Raw genomic sequence first — 18,089 nt, forward strand, 5'->3', positions numbered from 1 at the left:
CCTGCCCCAAGGAGCCACGACAGTCATGACCATCGACGTACCGGCAGACCTCTCCCCGGAGCTCAACTTCGACGTGCTGCCCCCTGATGTGCGGCAACTCAAGGACGAGGCGCGGCGGTTCGCACAGGAGACCGTGAAGCCCCGGGTCCGCCAGCTCGACCAGGCGCCGGCGGAGGAATTCGACTGGGACGTGGTGCGGCGCGGCCACGAGATCGGTCTGACCCGGGCCGCCGTCCCCACGGACTACGGCGGCCTCGGGCTCGGCATGCTGGGAGTCGCCACCGCCCTCGAGGAAGTGGCCGCCGTGTGCCCCGGCACCGCACTCGTCTTCGGTGCCACCATGCTCGGCCAGGCCCCGCTCCTGCTCTCCGGTGACCCCCGCCTCCAGGCGCGCTACCTCCCGCTCTTCTCCGGTGACGAGCCGGTGCTCGCGTGCAACGCGGTGACGGAGGAGGACGCCGGATGCGATCTGATCATTCCGGCCAACGCGCCGCACGCCCGCAACGTCATGACCGCACGCAGGGACGGCGACGAGTACGTGCTCACCGGCAGGAAGCGGTTCATCACCAACGCCCGCTTCGCCGCGTTCGCCTCCGTGTTCGCGAACATGGAGGGCAGCCCCGGAGCCACCGGCCTCACCTCCTTCATCGTGCCGCTGAACCTCCCGGGCGTGGTGCGGGGCCCGGTCGCCGACAAGATGGGCTACCGGGCCTGCCTGGGCAGCGAGTTGGAGTTCCACGAGGTCCGGGTGCCCGCCGAGAACATGATCGGCGGCGAGGGCGAGGGCATGCCCATCAACATGGCCCAGAGCAACATGGCCCGCGCCGCGGTCGCCGGGATCTCCACCGGTGTCGCCCGCGGCGCCCTGGAACAGGCCGTCGCCTGGGCCGGTGAACGCGTCCAGGGCGGTGAACTGCTGCACCGGCACCAGTTCACCGCGGCGAAGCTGGCCGGCATGAGCGCCAAGGTGGACGCGGCCCGCCTGCTGTATCTGCACGCGGCGAACACCGTGGACACCCAGCTGCCACCGCCCGCCTACGAACCGGCCGTCGCCAAACTCTTCGCCGACCGGGCCGCCATCGACGTGGCCGACGCCGCTCTCTCCCTCGTGGGCGCACGCGGCTACCTGCGCACCCACGGCGTGGAGAAGATGCTCCGCGACGCCTACGGAACCCGCGTCTACGAGGGCACGCCCGAGGTCCTGGCGCTCACGATCACCGAGAGCCTCTACGCCGAGGACGACGCCGAATGAACACCGCCTCCCCGTTCACGGGCGGTGACGGGCCCGCCCGCACCACCATCCCGACCTCCGCGGACCCCGCGGGCTCCCGCGCCCTGCGCTACGTGGCCGACATCATCGAACTCCACGAGCGGCTCAGCTACCGGCAGCTGCCGGCGGAGATCGCCGGCACACCGCTGTACCACGCGGAGGACGTACACAGCGGGCTGATCACCCTCACCGCCCGGGACAGCCAGTTCCCCGCCCGGTACCTCAGAGGCATCCTCGGCTTCCGGCTGGCCCAGTACCTGCGGCTGAGCTGGATCTCGGCCGACCTCGTCTACCGGACGGCGGCGTACCACGAACCGCTGCCCCGGCCGGGCCGGATGGAGAGCATCCACACGGTGACCCTCTGCTCGCGCACCGGAAGGATCCGTGGCTACGTCGGGCTGAGCTGCTCGGCGGACACCGTGAGCCTGCCCCTGGACTCACCACGGCGGGCGCTGTTCCCCACCGAGGCCGCCCACGGCATCGACCTGCTGGGACAGTACGCGCGCCTCGGCCTGGGAACCCACCAGGTCTTCGAGCTCAAACGCTTCCTGCGCGACCAGTCCATGCCCCTCGGGATCCAGCACGACCGCGTGCCGTGGCACCTCATGCTCGGCATGGGCGAGGCGATGATCCAGCTCGACGACGGGATCCGTCTCGTGCTCGGCGACGCCAAGGAGCACGTGGCCCTGCGCCACCTGCGGCTGGCCGGATTCGACCTCCATGTCGTCGAGGACACCTCCCCGAGCCTGCCCTCGTCGGACCCGCTGGCGCCCATCTACCACCAAGGCGTTCTCGCCAAGCCCTTCGTCGCCCCGGTTCCCCAGGACCTGCCCTGGTACCGCGACGTCGTCCGCTCCTACATGGACGGCAGCAGCGACCTGACCTCGTACCACGAGATGGTCGCCCGGCTCGCCGGACGCAGGCTGGCGGTGGACGGCTCCATGATCCCCCGTCAGCGCGGAGGTACCGCATGATCCCGGAGAACACGGGCCTGCCGCCGGCGGGCAGCGGGGAGTCGGAGCCGCACCGCGCCTTCTACGAGGAGCTGGTGACCCGCAACGCGGGTGTGGTCTCGGCCGACGAGCAGCTGGCGCTGCGCGACGCCACCATCCTGGTGGCGGGCTGCGGGTCGATCGGCGGTGCGGCCGTGGAGCCGCTGACCCGGCTCGGCGCACAGCGCTTCCTGGTGGCGGACCCCGGAACCTTCGAGCTGAACAACCTCAACCGCCAGAGCGCGGTCGCCGCCGACATCGAGCAGAACAAGGCCGCCGGGGCGGCGGAACGCATCATGTCGATCAACCCGTACGCCCGGGTGACGGTGTTCACCGAGGGGGTGACACCGTCGACGGTGCAGCGGCTCACCGCGCCCAGCCAGATCATCATCGACGGGGTGGACGTCACCACCGCCGACGGATGGCAGGCGAAACACCTGCTGCACCGCGTGGCGGTCCAGCGGAGGCTCCCCCTCATCACCGGCTGGGACATGGCCGGAACCCAGTACGTGCGCTGCTACGACTACAGGCGCATCCGGGAGCCCTTCGCAGGCGCCATCACCCTGGCCGACATCGAGCGCGTGGACACCTGGGAACTGCTGCGCCGCGCGGTGCCGCTGCGCCGGGTGCCGGCCGAGATGCTGGCGGAGATCCGGGCGAACCATTTGCGTACGGACTACAGCTTCCCCCAGGTCGCCTACACCGCGACGGCGTTCGGGGTGCTGAGCTCCCACATGGCCGTACGCGTCCTCGCCGGTAAGCGGGTACGCCCCGAAATCGGCCTGGACGTGCACCAGATGGCCCGGCCGCTCGGTGAGCGGTGGCTGACCCGCCTGCGATGGCCGTACGAACTGGCGGCCCTGCTACCGCCGATGCTCCGCCTCATGCGCCGTCCGGGCGCGCGCTGAACGCGACCGCGCACGCGTCACCGGCGGCGGCCCCGCGGGATCCCGTGGGACCGCCGCCGGTGACCGGCCGCGGTCCACCTTCCAGGAAAAGGCAATCATGCATGTCTCCAAGCGGAGCGTCCTGTGGACGTTCCTCTGCTGTGGCCTCGGCGTGGCCATGGTGTCCCTCGACAATCTGGTCGTCATCACCGCCCTGCCCGCGATCCGCGAGAGCCTCGGCGGCGACATCCAGCAACTCGAGTGGACCGTCAACGCCTACACACTCACCTACGCCGTCCTGATGCTCCCGGGCGCCGCCCTGGGCGACCGGTTCGGGCGGCGGCGGATGTTCGTGGTGGGTCTGGGCGTCTTCACAGCGGCGTCCGCCGCGGCGGCGCTCGCCCCCGGCATCGGAGAGCTCATCGCTGCCCGCGCCCTGCAGGGCCTCGGCGCCGCCGCGCTGATGCCCCTCAACCTGACCCTGCTCACGGCGGTCGCTCCGGCGGCCCGCCGTGGCGCGGTCCTGGGGGCGCTGAGCGCGGTCGAAGGCCTGGCGATCGCGATGGGGCCCCTCATCGGCGGGGTGATGGTCGAGCACCTGACCTGGCAGTGGATCTTCTGGATCAATGTGCCGATCGGGCTCGTCCTGCTGCCGCTCGGCCGGTGGAAACTCGCCGAGAGCCGTGGCCCCAACTCCCGGCTGGACCTCACCGGGACCGTTCTGGCCGGTGCCGGACTGTTCGGCATCGTGTTCGGCCTCATCCAGGGCCCCACGGACGGCTGGACCAGCCCGCACGTCCTGACCGCACTGGCCGGAGGCTCCCTGGTCGTGACGGCGTTCGTCGCCTGGGAGCTGCGTACCGACATGCCCATGTTCCCGATGAGGCTGTTCCGCCACCGGACCTTCAGCGGAATGAACGCCGCGGGGCTCCTGATGTTCGCGGGCATGTTCGGCTCGGTCTTCCTCCTCACCCAGTTCTTCCAGGGCCCGCGCGGCTACTCCCCGATGGAGGCGGGTCTGCGCATCCTGCCCTGGACGGCGGTGCCGATCTTCGTCGCACCGCTGGTCGGATTCCTCTCCGACCGGATCGGCAGCCGGTCCATCGTCGCGATCGGCCTGACCTTCCAGGCCTGCGGACTCGGCTGGATCGCCGCCCGCGTCTCACCGGACGTGGACTACGTGTCCCTGGTCCCGGCCCTGGTCCTGTGCGGGCTCGGCATGACCTTCTACTTCTCCCCGACCGCGAACCTGGTGATGAGCTCGGTCGACGCCCAGGACCGGGGAATGGCCTCGGGGGCGGTCAACTCGCTGCGTGAGCTGGGCGGTGTCCTCGGAGTCGCCGTGCTGGCCTCCGTGTTCACCGCCCACGGCGACCTCGCCACCGCCGGCAGGTTCACCGACGGAATGATCCCCGCCCTGTGGACCGGTGCGTGCCTCATCGCCGTGGGCGCCCTCGCGGTCCTTGCGACACCGAGGCGCCCGAGCGCGGCACGGGCCGCCGGAAAGGACGCGAGCACGAAGATCCCCCGCGCCGGGAGCGCCCGGGCCTGACCCGCCGCGACTGATCCGTCCGCGCCCCCGGGCAGATGGTCCGGGCCGGAACAGCGTGTTCCCGCAGTACTCAGGAAAGGAGAGACCGATCACTGCATCCGTCCGCGTCCTGCTCGTCGACGGCCGTGCCATCACCCGGACCGGCATCCGGGCCATCCTCGATCAGGACCGGGCCGTCGAGGTGGTCGGGGAGGCCGCCGACGCGGCGGAAGCCGAGCGCGAGGTGCTCCGCCTCAGCCCCGGAGTGGTGCTCGCCGACGCGCAGTCACCCGGCCTCGACGTCGTCGGCATGGTCGCCACGCTGTCCGCACGGTGCGGGGACACCATGCCGGCGGTCCTCCTGACCGCCCAGGACACCGACGGCATCGCGCGGGAAGCTCTCCGGGCCGGTGCCAAGGGCGTGGTGCTGAGCAGCGCCACCCCGGAGCAGCTGGTCTCCGCCGTCCACATGGTCGCGGCGGGATACGCCGTCCACGCCGCCACCGGCCTCAGGGACGGCCCGGGCGGTGAGGATCCGTGGCCCGCGAGCGCCCTGCGCCGCCCGGGAACGGAGGCGGACCGCGCACGTGCCGGGCTGCTCACGCGCCGGGAGAGCGAGGTGCTGCAGCTCCTCGCCCGCGGCTTCAGCAATGCCGAGATGTCGGCCGAACTCGTGGTCAGCGAGAGCACCGTCAAGTCGCATGTGCAGAACCTGCTCGACAAGCTGCATCTGCGCAACCGGGTGCACGCGGTGATCTACGCACACCGGACGGGACTGGCGCCCGCGCTCTGCGCCTGCGCAGGGCCGCCGCCGTCCGGGGCGTGCTGAGCACGGAGGGCCCCGCACGACCGTGGAGCCCCTGCCGGACCGACGTCCTGCAGGGGCTCCACGGTCAGCCCAGGCCCTCCAGCAGATAACCGCGTCTGCTGGCGGTGCGGACCCGCAGCCCCAGCGGCAGGACGCGCCGCCGGATCCTCATCACATGCAGGTCCAGGGCGTTCCGGCTCGCGGTGCTGCCCCGTGTACTCAGCAGCGTCAGCAGTTCGTCACGGCCCACGAGGCTTCCGAAGCGCTGCACCAGGGGCCGCAGCAGATATGTCTCGGTGGGGGACACCGGTACGACCCGGCTGCCGTACCTGAGCAGTCCGTCGTGGTCCAGCGCCGGCACCTCGTGCGACGCGGCTCTGGCGCGCAGGGCCGAGAGACGTGCGGCGAAGTCCTCGCGGGTGATCGGTGACCGGACCCAGTCCTCCCGCACGTCCGTCGACACGGGCGGCGTCGAGCCGTTCTCGATCACGAGGAGACGGAGGGCGCCCTTGTGCCGGAAGTGCTCCAGCTTCGACGCTTCGAGGGGCCAGCGGACTACGTGAACCTGCTCCTCGGCCGAGGATGGTTGAGGCCTTATGGTGTGCGGCACGAATCTCCCTTTCCGGATTTTGCAGGAGAACGGGAAAGTCATCCGTGAGCTGCCCTGGCCCCTACTGCGCATTGATTTATTTTTGAAGTGCACTGGCGTCCGGGGTCGGCGCTGGAAAACTGTTCTCTGCAGCCTCTTTCTTCACTATGCAGCATTCCTGAGTGTTGTGGCAATAAGCAACAATCGAAGGCATTGTACGACAAATGAGAAAGAATTTGATCATGGCGCTGAGCTGGGCATACTGTAAGCGCAGAGGGGGTGAAACCCGCCCATCTGCCGCCACTTGCGCCCCCTGTGTCCCCCTGATGGGGGAGAGTCCGCTAAAAGGGGGAGTCGATAATTCGACAGAAAAGCTGAGGTGGACAGGAGGTGCGGCGCATAGATTGGGTCGTGGTTGCGGCGAGAGAAATCCGTGGCCGGTAACTCATCTGTGCCGCTGTGGCATTCCGTGCATCGTGCGGGGACTACGGCATTTTCAAGCCACATCCGTACAAAGGAATGGGGAGATGGTATGTGTGTGACTGTGGAAACGAATGCATTTAACGGCGGGGAGGGCTCCCCGGCGGGCCAGGGTGTCCACGAGAACCTCGCGCAGGTGGCGGGGACCCGTGACCTGATGCTCGCGGTGGCAAGGCTCACCGTGGCCGGGCTGGGCGCGTGCACATGGTCGGCCGACGGATCCGGCAAGGGGGCCGGCCGTGCGGCGTACGGCCGGTGAGGCCGTGCGTTCCCGCGGCCGGCTGAGGGACGACGTACTGGTGACGGGCATGGGAGCCACCACTCCGCTCGGCGCCGATGTCCCGGCCACCTGGGAAGGACTGCTGGCCGGCCGGTCCGGCATCTCGCCGATCGTCGCTCCCTGGGTCACGCGGCTGCCGGTCCGCATCGCCGGCGGCATGCTCCAGGATCCGTACGCCGAGGTGGACAGGGTGCAGAGGCGCCGGCTGGACCGCAGCCAGGCGGCGGCGATCGTCGCGGCCAGGGAGGCCTGGTCCGACGCGGGGCCGCCGCAGGTCGAACCCGAACGGCTGGCCGTCGTGGTGGGCACCGGGATCGGGGGCGCGCTGACGATACTGGACCAGCACGACCGTATGGGGGAGCGCGGGCAGCGCGCCGTGTCCCCGTACACGGTCCCGAGGCTGATGCCCAACGGCGCCTCGGCCGTGGTCAGTCTGCTGCTTGGAGCCCGCGCCGGTACTCATGCCCCGACCAGTGCCTGCGCCTCGGGTGCCGAGGCGATCGCGGTGGCAGCCCTGCTGATCCGGGCCGGCCGCGCCGATGTGGTGGTGGCCGGGGGCACCGACGCCTGCATCCATCCGCTCTCCCTCGGCGCGTTCGCGCAGATGCGTGCCCTGTCGCTGCGCAACGACGCACCCGACCGGGCGTCCAGGCCGTTCGACCGCCGGCGGGACGGTTTCGTGATGTCCGAGGGCGCGGGAATGGTCGTGCTGGAGCGGGGTGATTTCGCACGGGCCCGCGGTGCGCGTGTCCACGCGGCGCTGGCAGGGGCGGGCGTCACCTCCGACGCCCACGACATCACACTGCCCGACGCCGCGGGCCAGGCGCGCGCCATCGAGGAGTCGTTGCGCGACGCGGGGCTGACCGGCGGCGACATCGGCCACGTCAACGCGCACGCCACCGGCACACCCCAGGGCGACGTCGCCGAGTCCCGGGCCGTGACGAGCGCGGTGGGCGACCATCCGGTGGTCACGGCCGCGAAGTCCGCGACGGGCCACCTCCTGGGTGCCTCGGGGGCCGTGGAGGCGATTCTCACGGTGCTCGCGCTCAAGGAATCACTGGTGCCACCGGTACGCAATCTGGAGGAGGTCGGGGACGGCATCGGACTCGACCTGGTGACCGGCGCACCACGGAAGGCCGATGCCACCGCGGCTCTGTCGACGTCCTTCGGCTTCGGCGGGCACAACGTCGTGCTGACCTTCACGCGGTGACTGACCACCGGACGCGGGCCGCGTGCGGTGGCCGGCCGAAGGGCGGGCCCTGGTACGTGAGTCCGGGGCCGCCGCGCGCCCGGCCTCTAGCCGGCCGCTGCCTGCGCCCTCACCGAGACGAGGTGACCGGCGACGTCATCGGGATGAGTGAGCTGGGGGTAGTGGCCGGCGGACGCGATCTCGGTGACCGGCAGCCCGCTCGGCCCCTCCAGCGGATCCTGCGCTCCTACGATCAGTTCCACCGGCACCGTGACACGGTGCAGGGCGCTCCGGAGCGCACCGCGCTGCCCGTACGCCGAGCGCAGGGCGGCGACCACCCGGACCGCGGCCCCTGCTCGCCGCAGGTCCGCCGCCGGGCCCTCCAGGTAACCGTCGTGCGGCAGCCCGAGCGATCCGGCCAGCCTTGCGGCCGACATCCCGCGCAGAACCGGTACGGCGAGAGGGGAGCGCGTCAGCCACGAGGACGCCGGCTGGAGGAAGGCCGGAGAGACGAGGACCAGCGCACCCACCCGCTCGGGGTGCCGCAGCGCGTAACGCAGGGCCGGTCCGCAGGAGTAGGAGTGCGCGACCAGGACGGGCCGGCCCCGGACCGGTGCGAGGAGGGCCGCCAGCCAGTCGTCGTGTGACTGCCCGGCGGGTGCCGACCGCCCGAAGCCCGGGAGATCGGCCGCGAGTGCGGAGGCGTCCACCCGGTCGGCCACACGCGACCAGGAATCGGCGTCGACCGGGAGCCCGTGCAGGAACACGTAGCCCGGCTCCTCCCGGTCGCCCGTCACCCAGGTCCTGTCCTTGCCGACCTGCTGGAATCCGTACGGACCGCGCGGTGCCAGGACCCGGCCGAAGCGGGCGGCGACCAGGTCGTCGGCCCAGCCGCACAGGGCATCGCGCACCGGCGGCATCTCGAGCCCGCAGGATTCGGCGAACTTCCGCGCGGACGACGTGTCGTAGCGGTCGGTGGAGAGGAAGGACAGGGTTTCGGGGTCCGCCCTGGTGAGGGCGCGGGGCAGCCGCTTCAGGAGACCGATGGGAACGGAACGGCGCGGAGCCCGCACGCCCATGTGCTCGGCGAGCAACGCGACGAGCTGTGGCAGCCGGGGAGTGGCGTCGTCGAGCAGCCAGTAGGTGTTGTCCGCGCTGTCCTGATGCTCGGGAAGGGAGGCCAGGAACCGGACGAAGAAGTCGAGGGCCACGACGGGCAGGAAGATCTCCGGGCCGCCGGGCAGTGCGGCGAGGCGGCCGCGCCAGAGCTCCCCGACCAGGTCTGCCAGGCCGACGTACTGCCCCTGCCCGATCACCGTACTGGGATTGGCGACGGTCAGCGGGACCCCCAGCTCGCGAGCGCGTAGGCGCGCCGCGGCGTCACCCTCACGTTTGGACGCCTCGTAGGCGCCGTCACGCCGGTAGTCGGGCGAGTCGGCGCCGGCCGCGGCCATGCGGTAGCCGCTGATGTGCACCACCCGGCGAAGGCGCGGGCGGGCGGCGGCCCACTCGATCACATGCACGGCGCCGTCCACGTTGACCGCCCTGGCCTCGGCCGGGTCCATGCCGAAGGCGAACCGCGCCGCCGTGTTGTACACGTCACGCACCTCGTCCATGCCCTGTTCCGGCAGGCCGAGCCCGGGCCGGGTGATGTCGGCGCGGACGACGGTGAGCCGGCCGGTGTCCACCTGCTGGTCCGCGAGCCATCGCGTCAGCCGGTCGCCGCTGCCGTGCACGGCGGCGGCGACCTCCTGGCCGCGGCGCAGGAGTTCCACCACGAGGGAGCGGCCGATGAAGCCACCGGCACCGAAGACAACTGAGTTCGCGGGCATGCCATCTCCTTGCGGCCGGGCACGAAATGACGTGTTGGGTCGGAGGACGAACGGGCGGACGGCCCGCACACGACCTCTGTCACCGTACCCGAACCATCACTCTCCGTGAACAGTCCATGGGGTGGCGTCACCCGAAAGCGCGGCGGTCCCTGCGGCGACCGGTGTGCGTCACCGCCCTGCGGGTGACACCCCATCAGCTCGAATCCCTGACACCACCGTGAGAATCCATCCGGGAGGCACCATGCGGGTCCCCTGTCCCCGTACCACCGAGCCCGACTTCCCCACCGGACGAAGGCCCCGTAGCCGGCGGGTGTTTCGCCGACTGGCCGTACTGACGGCCCTCGGCCTGCTGTTCCCCCTCGTCGCCGCGTCCGAGCCGGACGGCCTCGCCCCGCGCACGGTCCGCTCCGGAGGCGGACCGGAGACCGGACACCCGCACTGGAAGCGGGCGTTCCTCGCTTCCGTCGACCATCCCGACGCACCGCCTCCGGGCGCCGACGACTGGGACTGCGAACCGGACGCACGGCACCCCCGGCCGGTCGTGCTCGTCCACGGCACGTACGAGAACGCCTACAGCAACTGGAGCGCGCTCTCGCCCCGGCTCAAGGCGGAGGGGTACTGCGTCTTCGCCGGCAACTTCGGTGCCCCGCGCGGCGATGTCGTCAAGGGCAGGGCCGCCGTCCCCCGGTCCGCCGAGGAGGTCGCCCGCTTCGTCGACCGGGTTCTCGGCCGGACGGGAGCGCGCCAGGTCGATGTCGTGGGCCACTCCCAGGGCGGCGGGATCCTGCCGCGCTACTACCTCAGATTCGCGGGCGGCGCCGATCCGGACGATCCCGGCCGCAACAAGGTGCACCACCTGATCGGCATCTCCCCGGCCAACCACGGCAGCACCGTGTCCGGGCTGGCCACGCTCGCTCAGCGGCTGCGCATCCTCGCCCCGGTCGCCGAATTCGGAGGACAGGCGCTGGCCGACCAGACGATCGGCTCAGCAGTGAACCGCCGGCTCGACGCGGACGGAGACACCATGCCGGGCGTGCGGTACACCACTCTGGTCACCCGGTGGGACAGGATCGTCACCCCCTACGAACGCCAGTACCTCCGCCCCGGCGACATCGCGGGCCAGGTCACCAACATCACCGTCCAGGACGTGTGCCCACGGGACCGGACGGGGCACATGGGCAGCCCCTACGACCACGTCGTCCTGAGCCTGGTGAGCAACGCCCTCGACCCCGCGACGGCGGCCCGGCCCGACTGCGGCCGTGCGCCGGAGGTCTCCGGCTGAGGCGGGACCACCCGCGCCGCACGCGAGAAGGCCGGTCCCGCTCCTCCGGGGAGCGGGACCGGCCTCTGCGCTGCTCGTTCTACGCCGACGCGGGCGGATAGAGCGCCCGCGGCAGCTTCGATGCCGCCGCGGCGTCCATCAGCCACAGAGTGCGGCTGCGGCCGTAGGCCCCCGCCGCCGGAGCCTGGATCTCCCCGGCGCCGGACAGCGCGATCTCCGCCGCCTCCGCCTTGTCCTCACCCGCGGCCAGCAGCCACACCTCACGGGCCGCCCGGATGGCGGGCAGCGTGAGCGAGACGCGGGTGGGCGGCGGCTTGGGAGCGCCGTGCACACCGACGACGGTGCGCTCGGTCTCCCGCACCGCGGACAGCTCCGGGAAGAGCGACGCGACATGGGTGTCCGGGCCGACGCCCAGCATCAGCACGTCGAACGCCGGTACCTGCCCGTGGTCCTCCGGGCCGGCGGCGGCGGCGAGTTCCGCCGCGTACCCCGCTGCCGCGGAGTCGGCGTCGCCGCTGTACGGCCCGTCGGACGCGGGCATCGCGTGGACCCGGGAGGGGTCCAGCTCCACCTTGTCCAGCAGGGCCTCGCGGGCCTGCGTGACATTGCGCTCCGGATCACCCTCGGGCAGGAACCGCTCGTCACCCCACCACAGATCGAGCCGCGACCAGTCGATCGCGTCCCGGGCGGGCGAGCCGGCGAGCGCGGCCAGCAGACCGTTGCCGTTGCGCCCGCCGGTGAGGACCACCGAGGCGGAACCGCGGGCGGTCTGGGCGTCCACGATCTTCGTGATCAGCCTGGCCGCCGCGGCCTGAGCCATCAGCTCCTTGTCGCGGTGCACGACGAGCTGCGGAGCACTCACTTCGACGCCGCCTTCTTGGCCGCCGCCTTCTTGGCGGCAGGAGCGGCGGAACCCGCAGCCTCCGGCCGCTTCTGCCCCGTACCGACGGAGGACGGCTCCGTGGGCCCGCCGAGGCGCTCCACGCCGAACTTCACCGTGGCCTCGTAGATGTTGTCCGGGTCCAGACGGCGCAGCTCCTCCGCGAGGAGCTCGGCCGTCTCCCGACGCTTCAGCGCGACCGCACGGTCCGGCTGCCCGGCCATGCAGAGTGTCGCGAGCGAACCGTCGGGCCGGTCGAGAACGATCACACCGTTCTTGGTCTCCAGCCGCACGGCTGTCAGACCGGGACCGCCGGAGAGGGTGCGCTCCACCGGTACCCCGAGCCGGTCCGCGAGCCACATGGCCAGCAGTTCGCAGCTCGGGTTGTCGGACTCGCCCTCGACCGTCGCCGAGACGACCTTCGCCGGCTGCTGGTCGAGCGCCGCCGCCAGCATCGAGCGCCACGGCGTGATGCGTGTCCAGGCCAGGTCGGTGTCTCCGGGCCGGTACGTCGCCGCGCGCACCGACAGCTCGTCGAGCGGGTGCTCGGCGGAGTAGGTGTCGGTGATACGACGCTGGGCGAGCGCGCCCAGCGGGTCCTTGGCCGGGTCCGCCGGAGCGTCCTCGGGCCACCACACCACGACCGGGGCGTCCGGCAGCAGCAGTGGCAGGACGACCGACTGGGCGTGGTTGGCCAGTTCACCGTGGAGGCGCAGCACGACGGTCTCGCCCGAGCCCGCGTCGGAACCGACCCGGATCTCGGCGTCGAGCCGTGCGTCACGCCGGGCCCGCGGAGACTTGCTGACCCGCTTGATGACCGCGATGATCCGCGACGGGTGCTCGCGGGAGGACTCGCTCGCCGCCCGGAGCGCGTCGTAGGCGTTCTCCTCGTCGGTGACGATGACGAGGGTGAGGACCATGCCGATGGCAGGCGTGCCGATGGAACGGCGCGCCGATACCAGGGACTGGTTGATCTTGCTGGACGTGGTTTCCGTGAGATCGATCTTCATGGCCGGCGCCAGCTCCGTCCGTCGCGTGCGAGCATCTCGTCGGCCTCGGCCGGTCCCCAGGTGCCGGCCGCGTACTGGGCGGGCTTGCCGTGCTTGTCCCAGTACTCCTCGATCGGGTCGAGGATGTTCCAGGAGAGCTCGACCTCCTGGTGGCGCGGGAAGAGGTTGGCGTCACCGAGCAGGACATCGAGGATGAGCCGCTCGTACGCCTCCGGGCTGGACTCCGTGAAGGACTCGCCGTAGGCGAAGTCCATCGTGACGTCCCGTACCTCCATGGAGGTACCGGGCACCTTGGAGCCGAACCGCACCGTGACACCCTCGTCCGGCTGCACCCGGATGACCAGGGCGTTCCCACCCAGCTCCTCCGTCGCACCGGACTCGAAGGGCAGATACGGGGCGCGCTTGAAGACGACCGCGATCTCGGTGACACGGCGGCCGAGGCGCTTGCCGGTACGGAGATAGAAGGGGACACCGGCCCAGCGGCGGTTGTTGATCGTCAGCTTGATCGCGGCGAAGGTGTCGGTCTTCGACTTGGGGTCGATACCGTCCTCCTCCAGATAGCCGAGCGCTTCCTGGCCGCCCTGCCAGGCGTGCGCGTACTGCCCGCGCACCGTGTGCTTGCCCAGGTCCTCGGGCAGCTCCACCGCCGTGAGTACCTTCAGCTTCTCGGCGACCAGTGCCTTCGGGTGGAAGGAGCCGGGCTCCTCCATCGCCGTCAGCGCCAGCAGCTGGAGCAGGTGGTTCTGGATGACGTCACGGGCCGCGCCGATGCCGTCGTAGTAACCGGCCCGGCCGCCGATGCCGATGTCCTCGGCCATCGTGATCTGGACGTGGTCGACGTACGACCTGTTCCAGATCGGCTCCCACATCGTGTTGGCGAAGCGCAGCGCCAGGATGTTCTGGACCGTCTCCTTGCCGAGGTAGTGGTCGATACGGAAGACCTCGTTCGGCGGGAAGACGTCGTGCACGAGGTGGTTCAGTTCCTGCGCGCTCTCCAGGTCGTGACCGAACGGCTTCTCGATGACGGCCCGTCGCCAGCTGCCTTCCTTCTGGTCGGCCAGCCCGTGCTTCTTGAGCTGCTCGACGACCTTGGGGAAGAACTTCGGGGGCACGGAGAGGTAGAAGGCGAAGTTGCCGCCCGTCCCCTGCGCCTTGTCGAGCTCCTCGATCGTGGACTTGAGGGTCTCGAAGGCTGCGTCGTCGTCGAAGTTGCCCTGGACGAAACGCATGCCCTGGCTGAGCTGCTGCCAGACCTCCTCACGGAAGGGGGTGCGGGCATGCTCTTTGACGGCGTCGTGGACGACCTGGGCGAAGTCCTCGTCCTCCCAGTCGCGGCGTGCGAAGCCGATGAGCGAGAAGCCCGGTGGCAGCAGGCCGCGATTGGCCAGGTCATAGACAGCGGGCATCAGCTTTTTACGGGACAAATCGCCCGTGACGCCAAAGATCACCAGGCCCGACGGCCCCGCGATACGCGGGAGCCGTCGGTCCTGGGCGTCACGGAGCGGGTTGGCTCCGGGAACACCAGACAAGGTGGTCAGCCCTCCGAAGGAGCGAGGCGCTTGAGTTCGGCCTCGGTGGAGTTGAGCAGGTCGATCCAGGCGGCTTCGAACTTCTCGACGCCCTCGTCCTCCAGCAACTGGACGACGTCCTCGTAGCTGACCCCGAGCTTCTTGATCGCGTCGAGGTCGGCACGGGCCTGGTCGTAGCCGCCGGCAACGGTGTTGCCGGTGATGTCGCCGTGGTCCGCCACGGCCTCCAGAGTCGCCTCCGGCATCGTGTTGACCGTGTTCGGGGCGACGAGGTCGTCGACGTACAGGGTGTCCTTGAGGGACGGGTCCTTGACGCCGGTGGAGGCCCACAGCGGACGCTGCTTGTTGGCCTGCGCCTTGTCCAGGGCGGCCCAGCGGTCGCCCGCGAAGACCTCCTCGTACGCCTCGTAGGCCAGCCGGGCGTTGGCGAGGGCGGACTTGCCCTTCGCGTCCTTCGCCGCGTCGCTGCCGATCGCGTCCAGGCGCTTGTCGATCTCGGTGTCCACACGGGACACGAAGAAGGACGCCACGGAGTGGATCTTGGAGAGGTCCAGGCCGGCGGCCTTCGCCTTCTCCAGGCCCGCCAGGTAGGCGTCCATGACCTCGCGGTAGCGCTCCAGCGAGAAGATCAGCGTGACGTTGACGCTGATGCCCCTGCCGATGACCTCGGTGATCGCCGGCAGGCCGGCCTTGGTCGCCGGGATCTTGATGAGCGTGTTCGGCCGGTCCACCAGCCAGGCCAGCTGCTTGGCCTCGGCGACGGTGGGCGCCGTGTGGTGGGCCAGGCGCGGGTCGACCTCGATGGAGACCCGGCCGTCCTGGCCGCCGGTGGCGTCGAAGACCGGGCGCAGGATGTCGGCGGCGTCACGGACGTCCGCGGTCGTGATCATGCGGACCGCCTCTTCGACGGTCACCTTGCGGGTGGCGAGGTCGGTGAGCTGCTGGTCGTAACCGTCGCCCTGGGAGATCGCCTTCTGGAAGATCGACGGGTTGGTCGTGACACCGACGACGTGGCTCTGGTCGATCAGCTCGGCGAGGTTGCCGGAGGTGATCCGCTTGCGCGAGAGGTCGTCCAGCCAGATCGCCACGCCCTCGTCGGAGAGGCGCTTGAGTGCGTCTGTCATGAGAATTGCATCTCCTACTAGTCGTATGACCGCGTCAGCGCGCGGCGGCGGCGAGAGATTCCCGGGCGGCTTCCGCCACGTGCGCGGCGGTGAAGCCGAACTCGCGGAAGAGGACCTTGGCGTCGGCCGACGCACCGAAGTGCTCCAGCGAGACGATCCGGCCCGCGTCGCCCACGTACCGGTGCCAGGTGAGGCCGATGCCCGCTTCGACGGCGACCCGGGCCTTCACCGACGGCGGCAGCACGCTGTCCTTGTACGCCTGGTCCTGCTCCTCGAACCACTCGACACACGGCATCGAGACCACACGGGTCGGCACACCGGCCGCCTGGAGCTCGTCGCGGGCCCCGACGGCCAGCTGGACCTCGGAGCCGGTGGCGATCAGAACGGCCTGTGCCTCGCCGCCCTCGGCGTCGAAGAGCACGTACCCGCCCTTGGCGGCGTTCTCGTTCGCCGGGTAGGTGGGCACGCCCTGGCGGGTGAGCGCCAGACCGTGCGGGGCGCCCTTGCCGAACACCTTGGTCCAGCGGCGAAGGATCTCGCGCCAGGCGATGGCCGTCTCGTTGGCGTCGGCCGGGCGGACGACGTTCAGGCCCGGGATCGCGCGCAGCGAGGCGATGTGCTCGACCGGCTGGTGGGTCGGGCCGTCCTCGCCGAGGCCGACCGAGTCGTGCGTCCAGACGTACGTCACCGGCAGGTGCATCAGCGCGGAGAGGCGTACGGCGTTGCGCATGTAGTCGGAGAACACCAGGAAGGTGCCGCCGTAGATGCGGGTGTTGCCGTGCAGCGCGATGCCGTTCATGGCCGCGGCCATGGAGTGCTCGCGGATGCCGAAGTGGATCGTCCGGCCGTACGGGTCCGCCTCGGGCAGCGGGTTGCCGGCGGGCAGGAACGACGACGTCTTGTCGATCGTGGTGTTGTTGGAGCCGGCGAGGTCGGCGGAGCCGCCCCACAGCTCGGGGATGACACCGCCGAGCGCCTGCAGGACCTTGCCGGAGGCGGCACGCGTGGCGACCCCGTGGCCGGCCTCGAAGACGGGGAGTTCGTCCTCCCAGCCCGCGGGGAGCTCGCCGGCGTCGATGCGGTCGAAGTCGGCGGCGCGCTCCGGGTTGGCGGTGCGCCAGGCGGCGAAGGACTTCTCCCACTCGGCCTTGGCCTCGCGGCCGCGGTCCAGCGCCTCACGGGTGTGCGCGATGACCTCGTCGGAGACCTCGAAGGTCTTCTCCGGGTCGAAACCGAGCACCCTCTTCGTGGCCGCGATCTCGTCGTCGCCGAGCGCCGAGCCGTGCGCGGCCTCGGTGTTCTGGGCGTTCGGGGCGGGCCAGGCGATGATCGAGCGGGCCGCGATGAACGACGGGCGCTCCGTCTCGGCCTTGGCGGCCAGGAGCGCGAGGTGGAGACCCTCGGGGTCCAGGTCGCCGTTGGGCAGCTGGTCCACGCGCTGGACGTGCCAGCCGTACGACTCGTAGCGCTTCAGGGTGTCCTCGGAGACCGCGGTCTCCGTGTCGCCCTCGATCGAGATGTGGTTGTCGTCCCACAGCAGCACCAGGTTGCCGAGCTTCTGGTGGCCGGCCAGCGAGGACGCCTCGGCCGAGATGCCCTCCTGGAGGCAGCCGTCACCGGCGATGACCCAGATGGTGTGGTCGAACGGGGAGGTGCCGGGGGCCGCCTGCGGGTCGAAGAGACCGCGCTCGTAACGGGAGGCCATCGCCATGCCCACGGCGTTGGCGACACCCTGGCCGAGCGGGCCGGTCGTCGTCTCGACACCGGTGGTGTGGCCGTACTCCGGGTGGCCCGGGGTCTTCGAGCCCCAGGTGCGGAACGCCTTGAGATCGTCCAGCTCCAGGCCGTACCCCGCGAGGTAGAGCTGGATGTACAGCGTCAGGCTGGAGTGGCCCGCGGACAGTACGAACCGGTCACGTCCGGTCCAGTCCGCGTCCGCCGGGTCGTGGCGCATCACCTTCTGGAAGAGGGTGTACGCGGCAGGAGCGAGGCTCATCGCCGTACCCGGGTGGCCGTTTCCGACTTTCTGTACGGCGTCCGCGGCGAGGACGCGGACGGTGTCCACGGCCTGCTGGTCCAATTCGGTCCACTGGAGGTCTGTGGTGGTCGGCTTGGTGCTCACCCTGAGTCAGGGCTCCTCTCCACTGTTTGTAAACCGGTGACTGGTTACCGCACCGGGCATTGTCGAGCCTACCCCCGTCCCAAGGCCGTACTTCTGCCCTTTCCACAGTGCGGGCGACCTGCGGAGTTCGCCTCCCGTATGAGCGCCTCCGTTCACTTCTGCGCCACCCCAACACGACCCCACCCCCGCGAAGGGCGGCGTATGTCCAACGTCTACAGTGGTCTGGTTCGCGCAAGTCTTTACTGGGCCTTCACGCCCGGAGCTTGCTGGGATTTCTCTGTCAG

15 protein-coding genes are annotated in these 18,089 nt (G+C 70.6%); 8 read left to right on the plus strand and 7 right to left on the minus strand.

Going from position 1 to position 18,089, the window contains the following annotated elements; all coding sequences use genetic code 11:
* The first annotated feature begins 25 nt into the window (after window positions 1-25).
* The 5 genes from ACIREO_RS16310 (at window position 26) to ACIREO_RS16330 (ending at window position 5,509) form a co-directional block, all read left to right on the plus strand.
* Window positions 26-1,252, plus strand: a complete 1,227-nt coding sequence (locus ACIREO_RS16310; protein WP_404109868.1) for an acyl-CoA dehydrogenase family protein — start codon at window positions 26-28, stop codon at window positions 1,250-1,252.
* Window positions 1,249-2,244, plus strand: a complete 996-nt coding sequence (locus tag ACIREO_RS16315; RefSeq protein ID WP_404109871.1) for a hypothetical protein — start codon at window positions 1,249-1,251, stop codon at window positions 2,242-2,244. Before ACIREO_RS16310 ends, ACIREO_RS16315 begins: the two co-directional genes overlap by 4 nt.
* Window positions 2,241-3,170 (plus strand): ThiF family adenylyltransferase, encoded by a 930-nt coding sequence (locus ACIREO_RS16320; RefSeq protein WP_404109874.1) that lies wholly within the window; start codon window positions 2,241-2,243, stop codon window positions 3,168-3,170. Before ACIREO_RS16315 ends, ACIREO_RS16320 begins: the two co-directional genes overlap by 4 nt.
* A gap of 97 nt (window positions 3,171-3,267) precedes the next feature.
* A complete protein-coding gene (locus ACIREO_RS16325; RefSeq protein ID WP_404109877.1) occupies window positions 3,268-4,701 on the plus strand; it encodes an MFS transporter in 1,434 nt (477 codons plus the stop codon).
* A gap of 55 nt (window positions 4,702-4,756) precedes the next feature.
* Window positions 4,757-5,509: a LuxR C-terminal-related transcriptional regulator gene (locus ACIREO_RS16330; protein ID WP_404109880.1), complete on the plus strand. Its 753-nt coding sequence runs from the start codon at window positions 4,757-4,759 to the stop codon at window positions 5,507-5,509.
* 64 nt (window positions 5,510-5,573) lie between these two features.
* Here ACIREO_RS16330 and ACIREO_RS16335 read toward each other — a convergent pair whose 3' ends face one another.
* Complete coding sequence (locus tag ACIREO_RS16335; protein WP_404109883.1) at window positions 5,574-6,098, minus strand: winged helix-turn-helix domain-containing protein; 525 nt, start codon at window positions 6,096-6,098, stop codon at window positions 5,574-5,576.
* 517 nt (window positions 6,099-6,615) lie between these two features.
* Between ACIREO_RS16335 and ACIREO_RS16340 the strand changes: the two genes are divergently transcribed.
* Both ACIREO_RS16340 and ACIREO_RS16345 read left to right on the plus strand, forming a co-directional pair.
* Window positions 6,616-6,816, plus strand: a complete 201-nt coding sequence (locus ACIREO_RS16340) for a hypothetical protein (RefSeq protein ID WP_404109886.1) — start codon at window positions 6,616-6,618, stop codon at window positions 6,814-6,816.
* Entirely contained in the window at window positions 6,797-8,047 is a 1,251-nt protein-coding gene (locus tag ACIREO_RS16345) for a beta-ketoacyl-[acyl-carrier-protein] synthase family protein (RefSeq protein ID WP_404109888.1), read from the plus strand. The genes ACIREO_RS16340 and ACIREO_RS16345 overlap by 20 nt, the downstream gene beginning before the upstream one ends.
* 86 nt (window positions 8,048-8,133) lie before the next feature.
* Here the strand turns inward: ACIREO_RS16345 and ACIREO_RS16350 are convergent, their stop codons facing one another.
* Window positions 8,134-9,858, minus strand: coding sequence for an alpha/beta fold hydrolase (locus tag ACIREO_RS16350; protein WP_404109891.1), 1,725 nt, complete (start codon window positions 9,856-9,858; stop codon window positions 8,134-8,136).
* A gap of 310 nt (window positions 9,859-10,168) precedes the next feature.
* On the opposite strand from ACIREO_RS16350, the gene ACIREO_RS16355 reads away from it, so the two are divergent.
* Window positions 10,169-11,140 (plus strand): esterase/lipase family protein, encoded by a 972-nt coding sequence (locus ACIREO_RS16355; RefSeq protein WP_404109894.1) that lies wholly within the window; start codon window positions 10,169-10,171, stop codon window positions 11,138-11,140.
* A 79-nt stretch (window positions 11,141-11,219) separates the two neighbouring features.
* Here ACIREO_RS16355 and pgl read toward each other — a convergent pair whose 3' ends face one another.
* Genes pgl through tkt form a run of 5 tightly spaced genes read right to left on the minus strand, consistent with a single transcriptional unit; the run spans window position 11,220 to window position 17,805 of the window.
* The gene (gene pgl / locus ACIREO_RS16360; RefSeq protein ID WP_404109897.1) at window positions 11,220-12,002 is read right to left on the minus strand and encodes a 6-phosphogluconolactonase; all 783 of its coding nucleotides are present in this window, start codon (window positions 12,000-12,002) and stop codon (window positions 11,220-11,222) included.
* Window positions 11,999-13,030, minus strand: coding sequence for a glucose-6-phosphate dehydrogenase assembly protein OpcA (gene opcA / locus ACIREO_RS16365; protein ID WP_404109900.1), 1,032 nt, complete (start codon window positions 13,028-13,030; stop codon window positions 11,999-12,001). The genes pgl and opcA overlap by 4 nt, the downstream gene beginning before the upstream one ends.
* Entirely contained in the window at window positions 13,027-14,559 is a 1,533-nt protein-coding gene (gene zwf / locus ACIREO_RS16370; RefSeq protein WP_404109902.1) for a glucose-6-phosphate dehydrogenase, read from the minus strand. Before zwf ends, opcA begins: the two co-directional genes overlap by 4 nt.
* A gap of 5 nt (window positions 14,560-14,564) precedes the next feature.
* Window positions 14,565-15,683 carry a transaldolase gene (tal, locus tag ACIREO_RS16375; RefSeq protein WP_404109905.1) on the minus strand — a complete coding sequence of 373 codons (1,119 nt, stop codon included), beginning with the start codon at window positions 15,681-15,683 and terminating at the stop codon, window positions 14,565-14,567.
* Window positions 15,684-15,717: 34 nt separating this feature from the next.
* Window positions 15,718-17,805 (minus strand): transketolase, encoded by a 2,088-nt coding sequence (gene tkt, locus ACIREO_RS16380; RefSeq protein ID WP_404109908.1) that lies wholly within the window; start codon window positions 17,803-17,805, stop codon window positions 15,718-15,720.
* Between the last annotated feature and the right edge of the window lie 284 nt (window positions 17,806-18,089).

Origin of the sequence: Streptomyces sp. NPDC102441 (assembly GCF_044765585.1) — a bacterium.
Classification (GTDB): domain Bacteria; phylum Actinomycetota; class Actinomycetes; order Streptomycetales; family Streptomycetaceae; genus Streptomyces.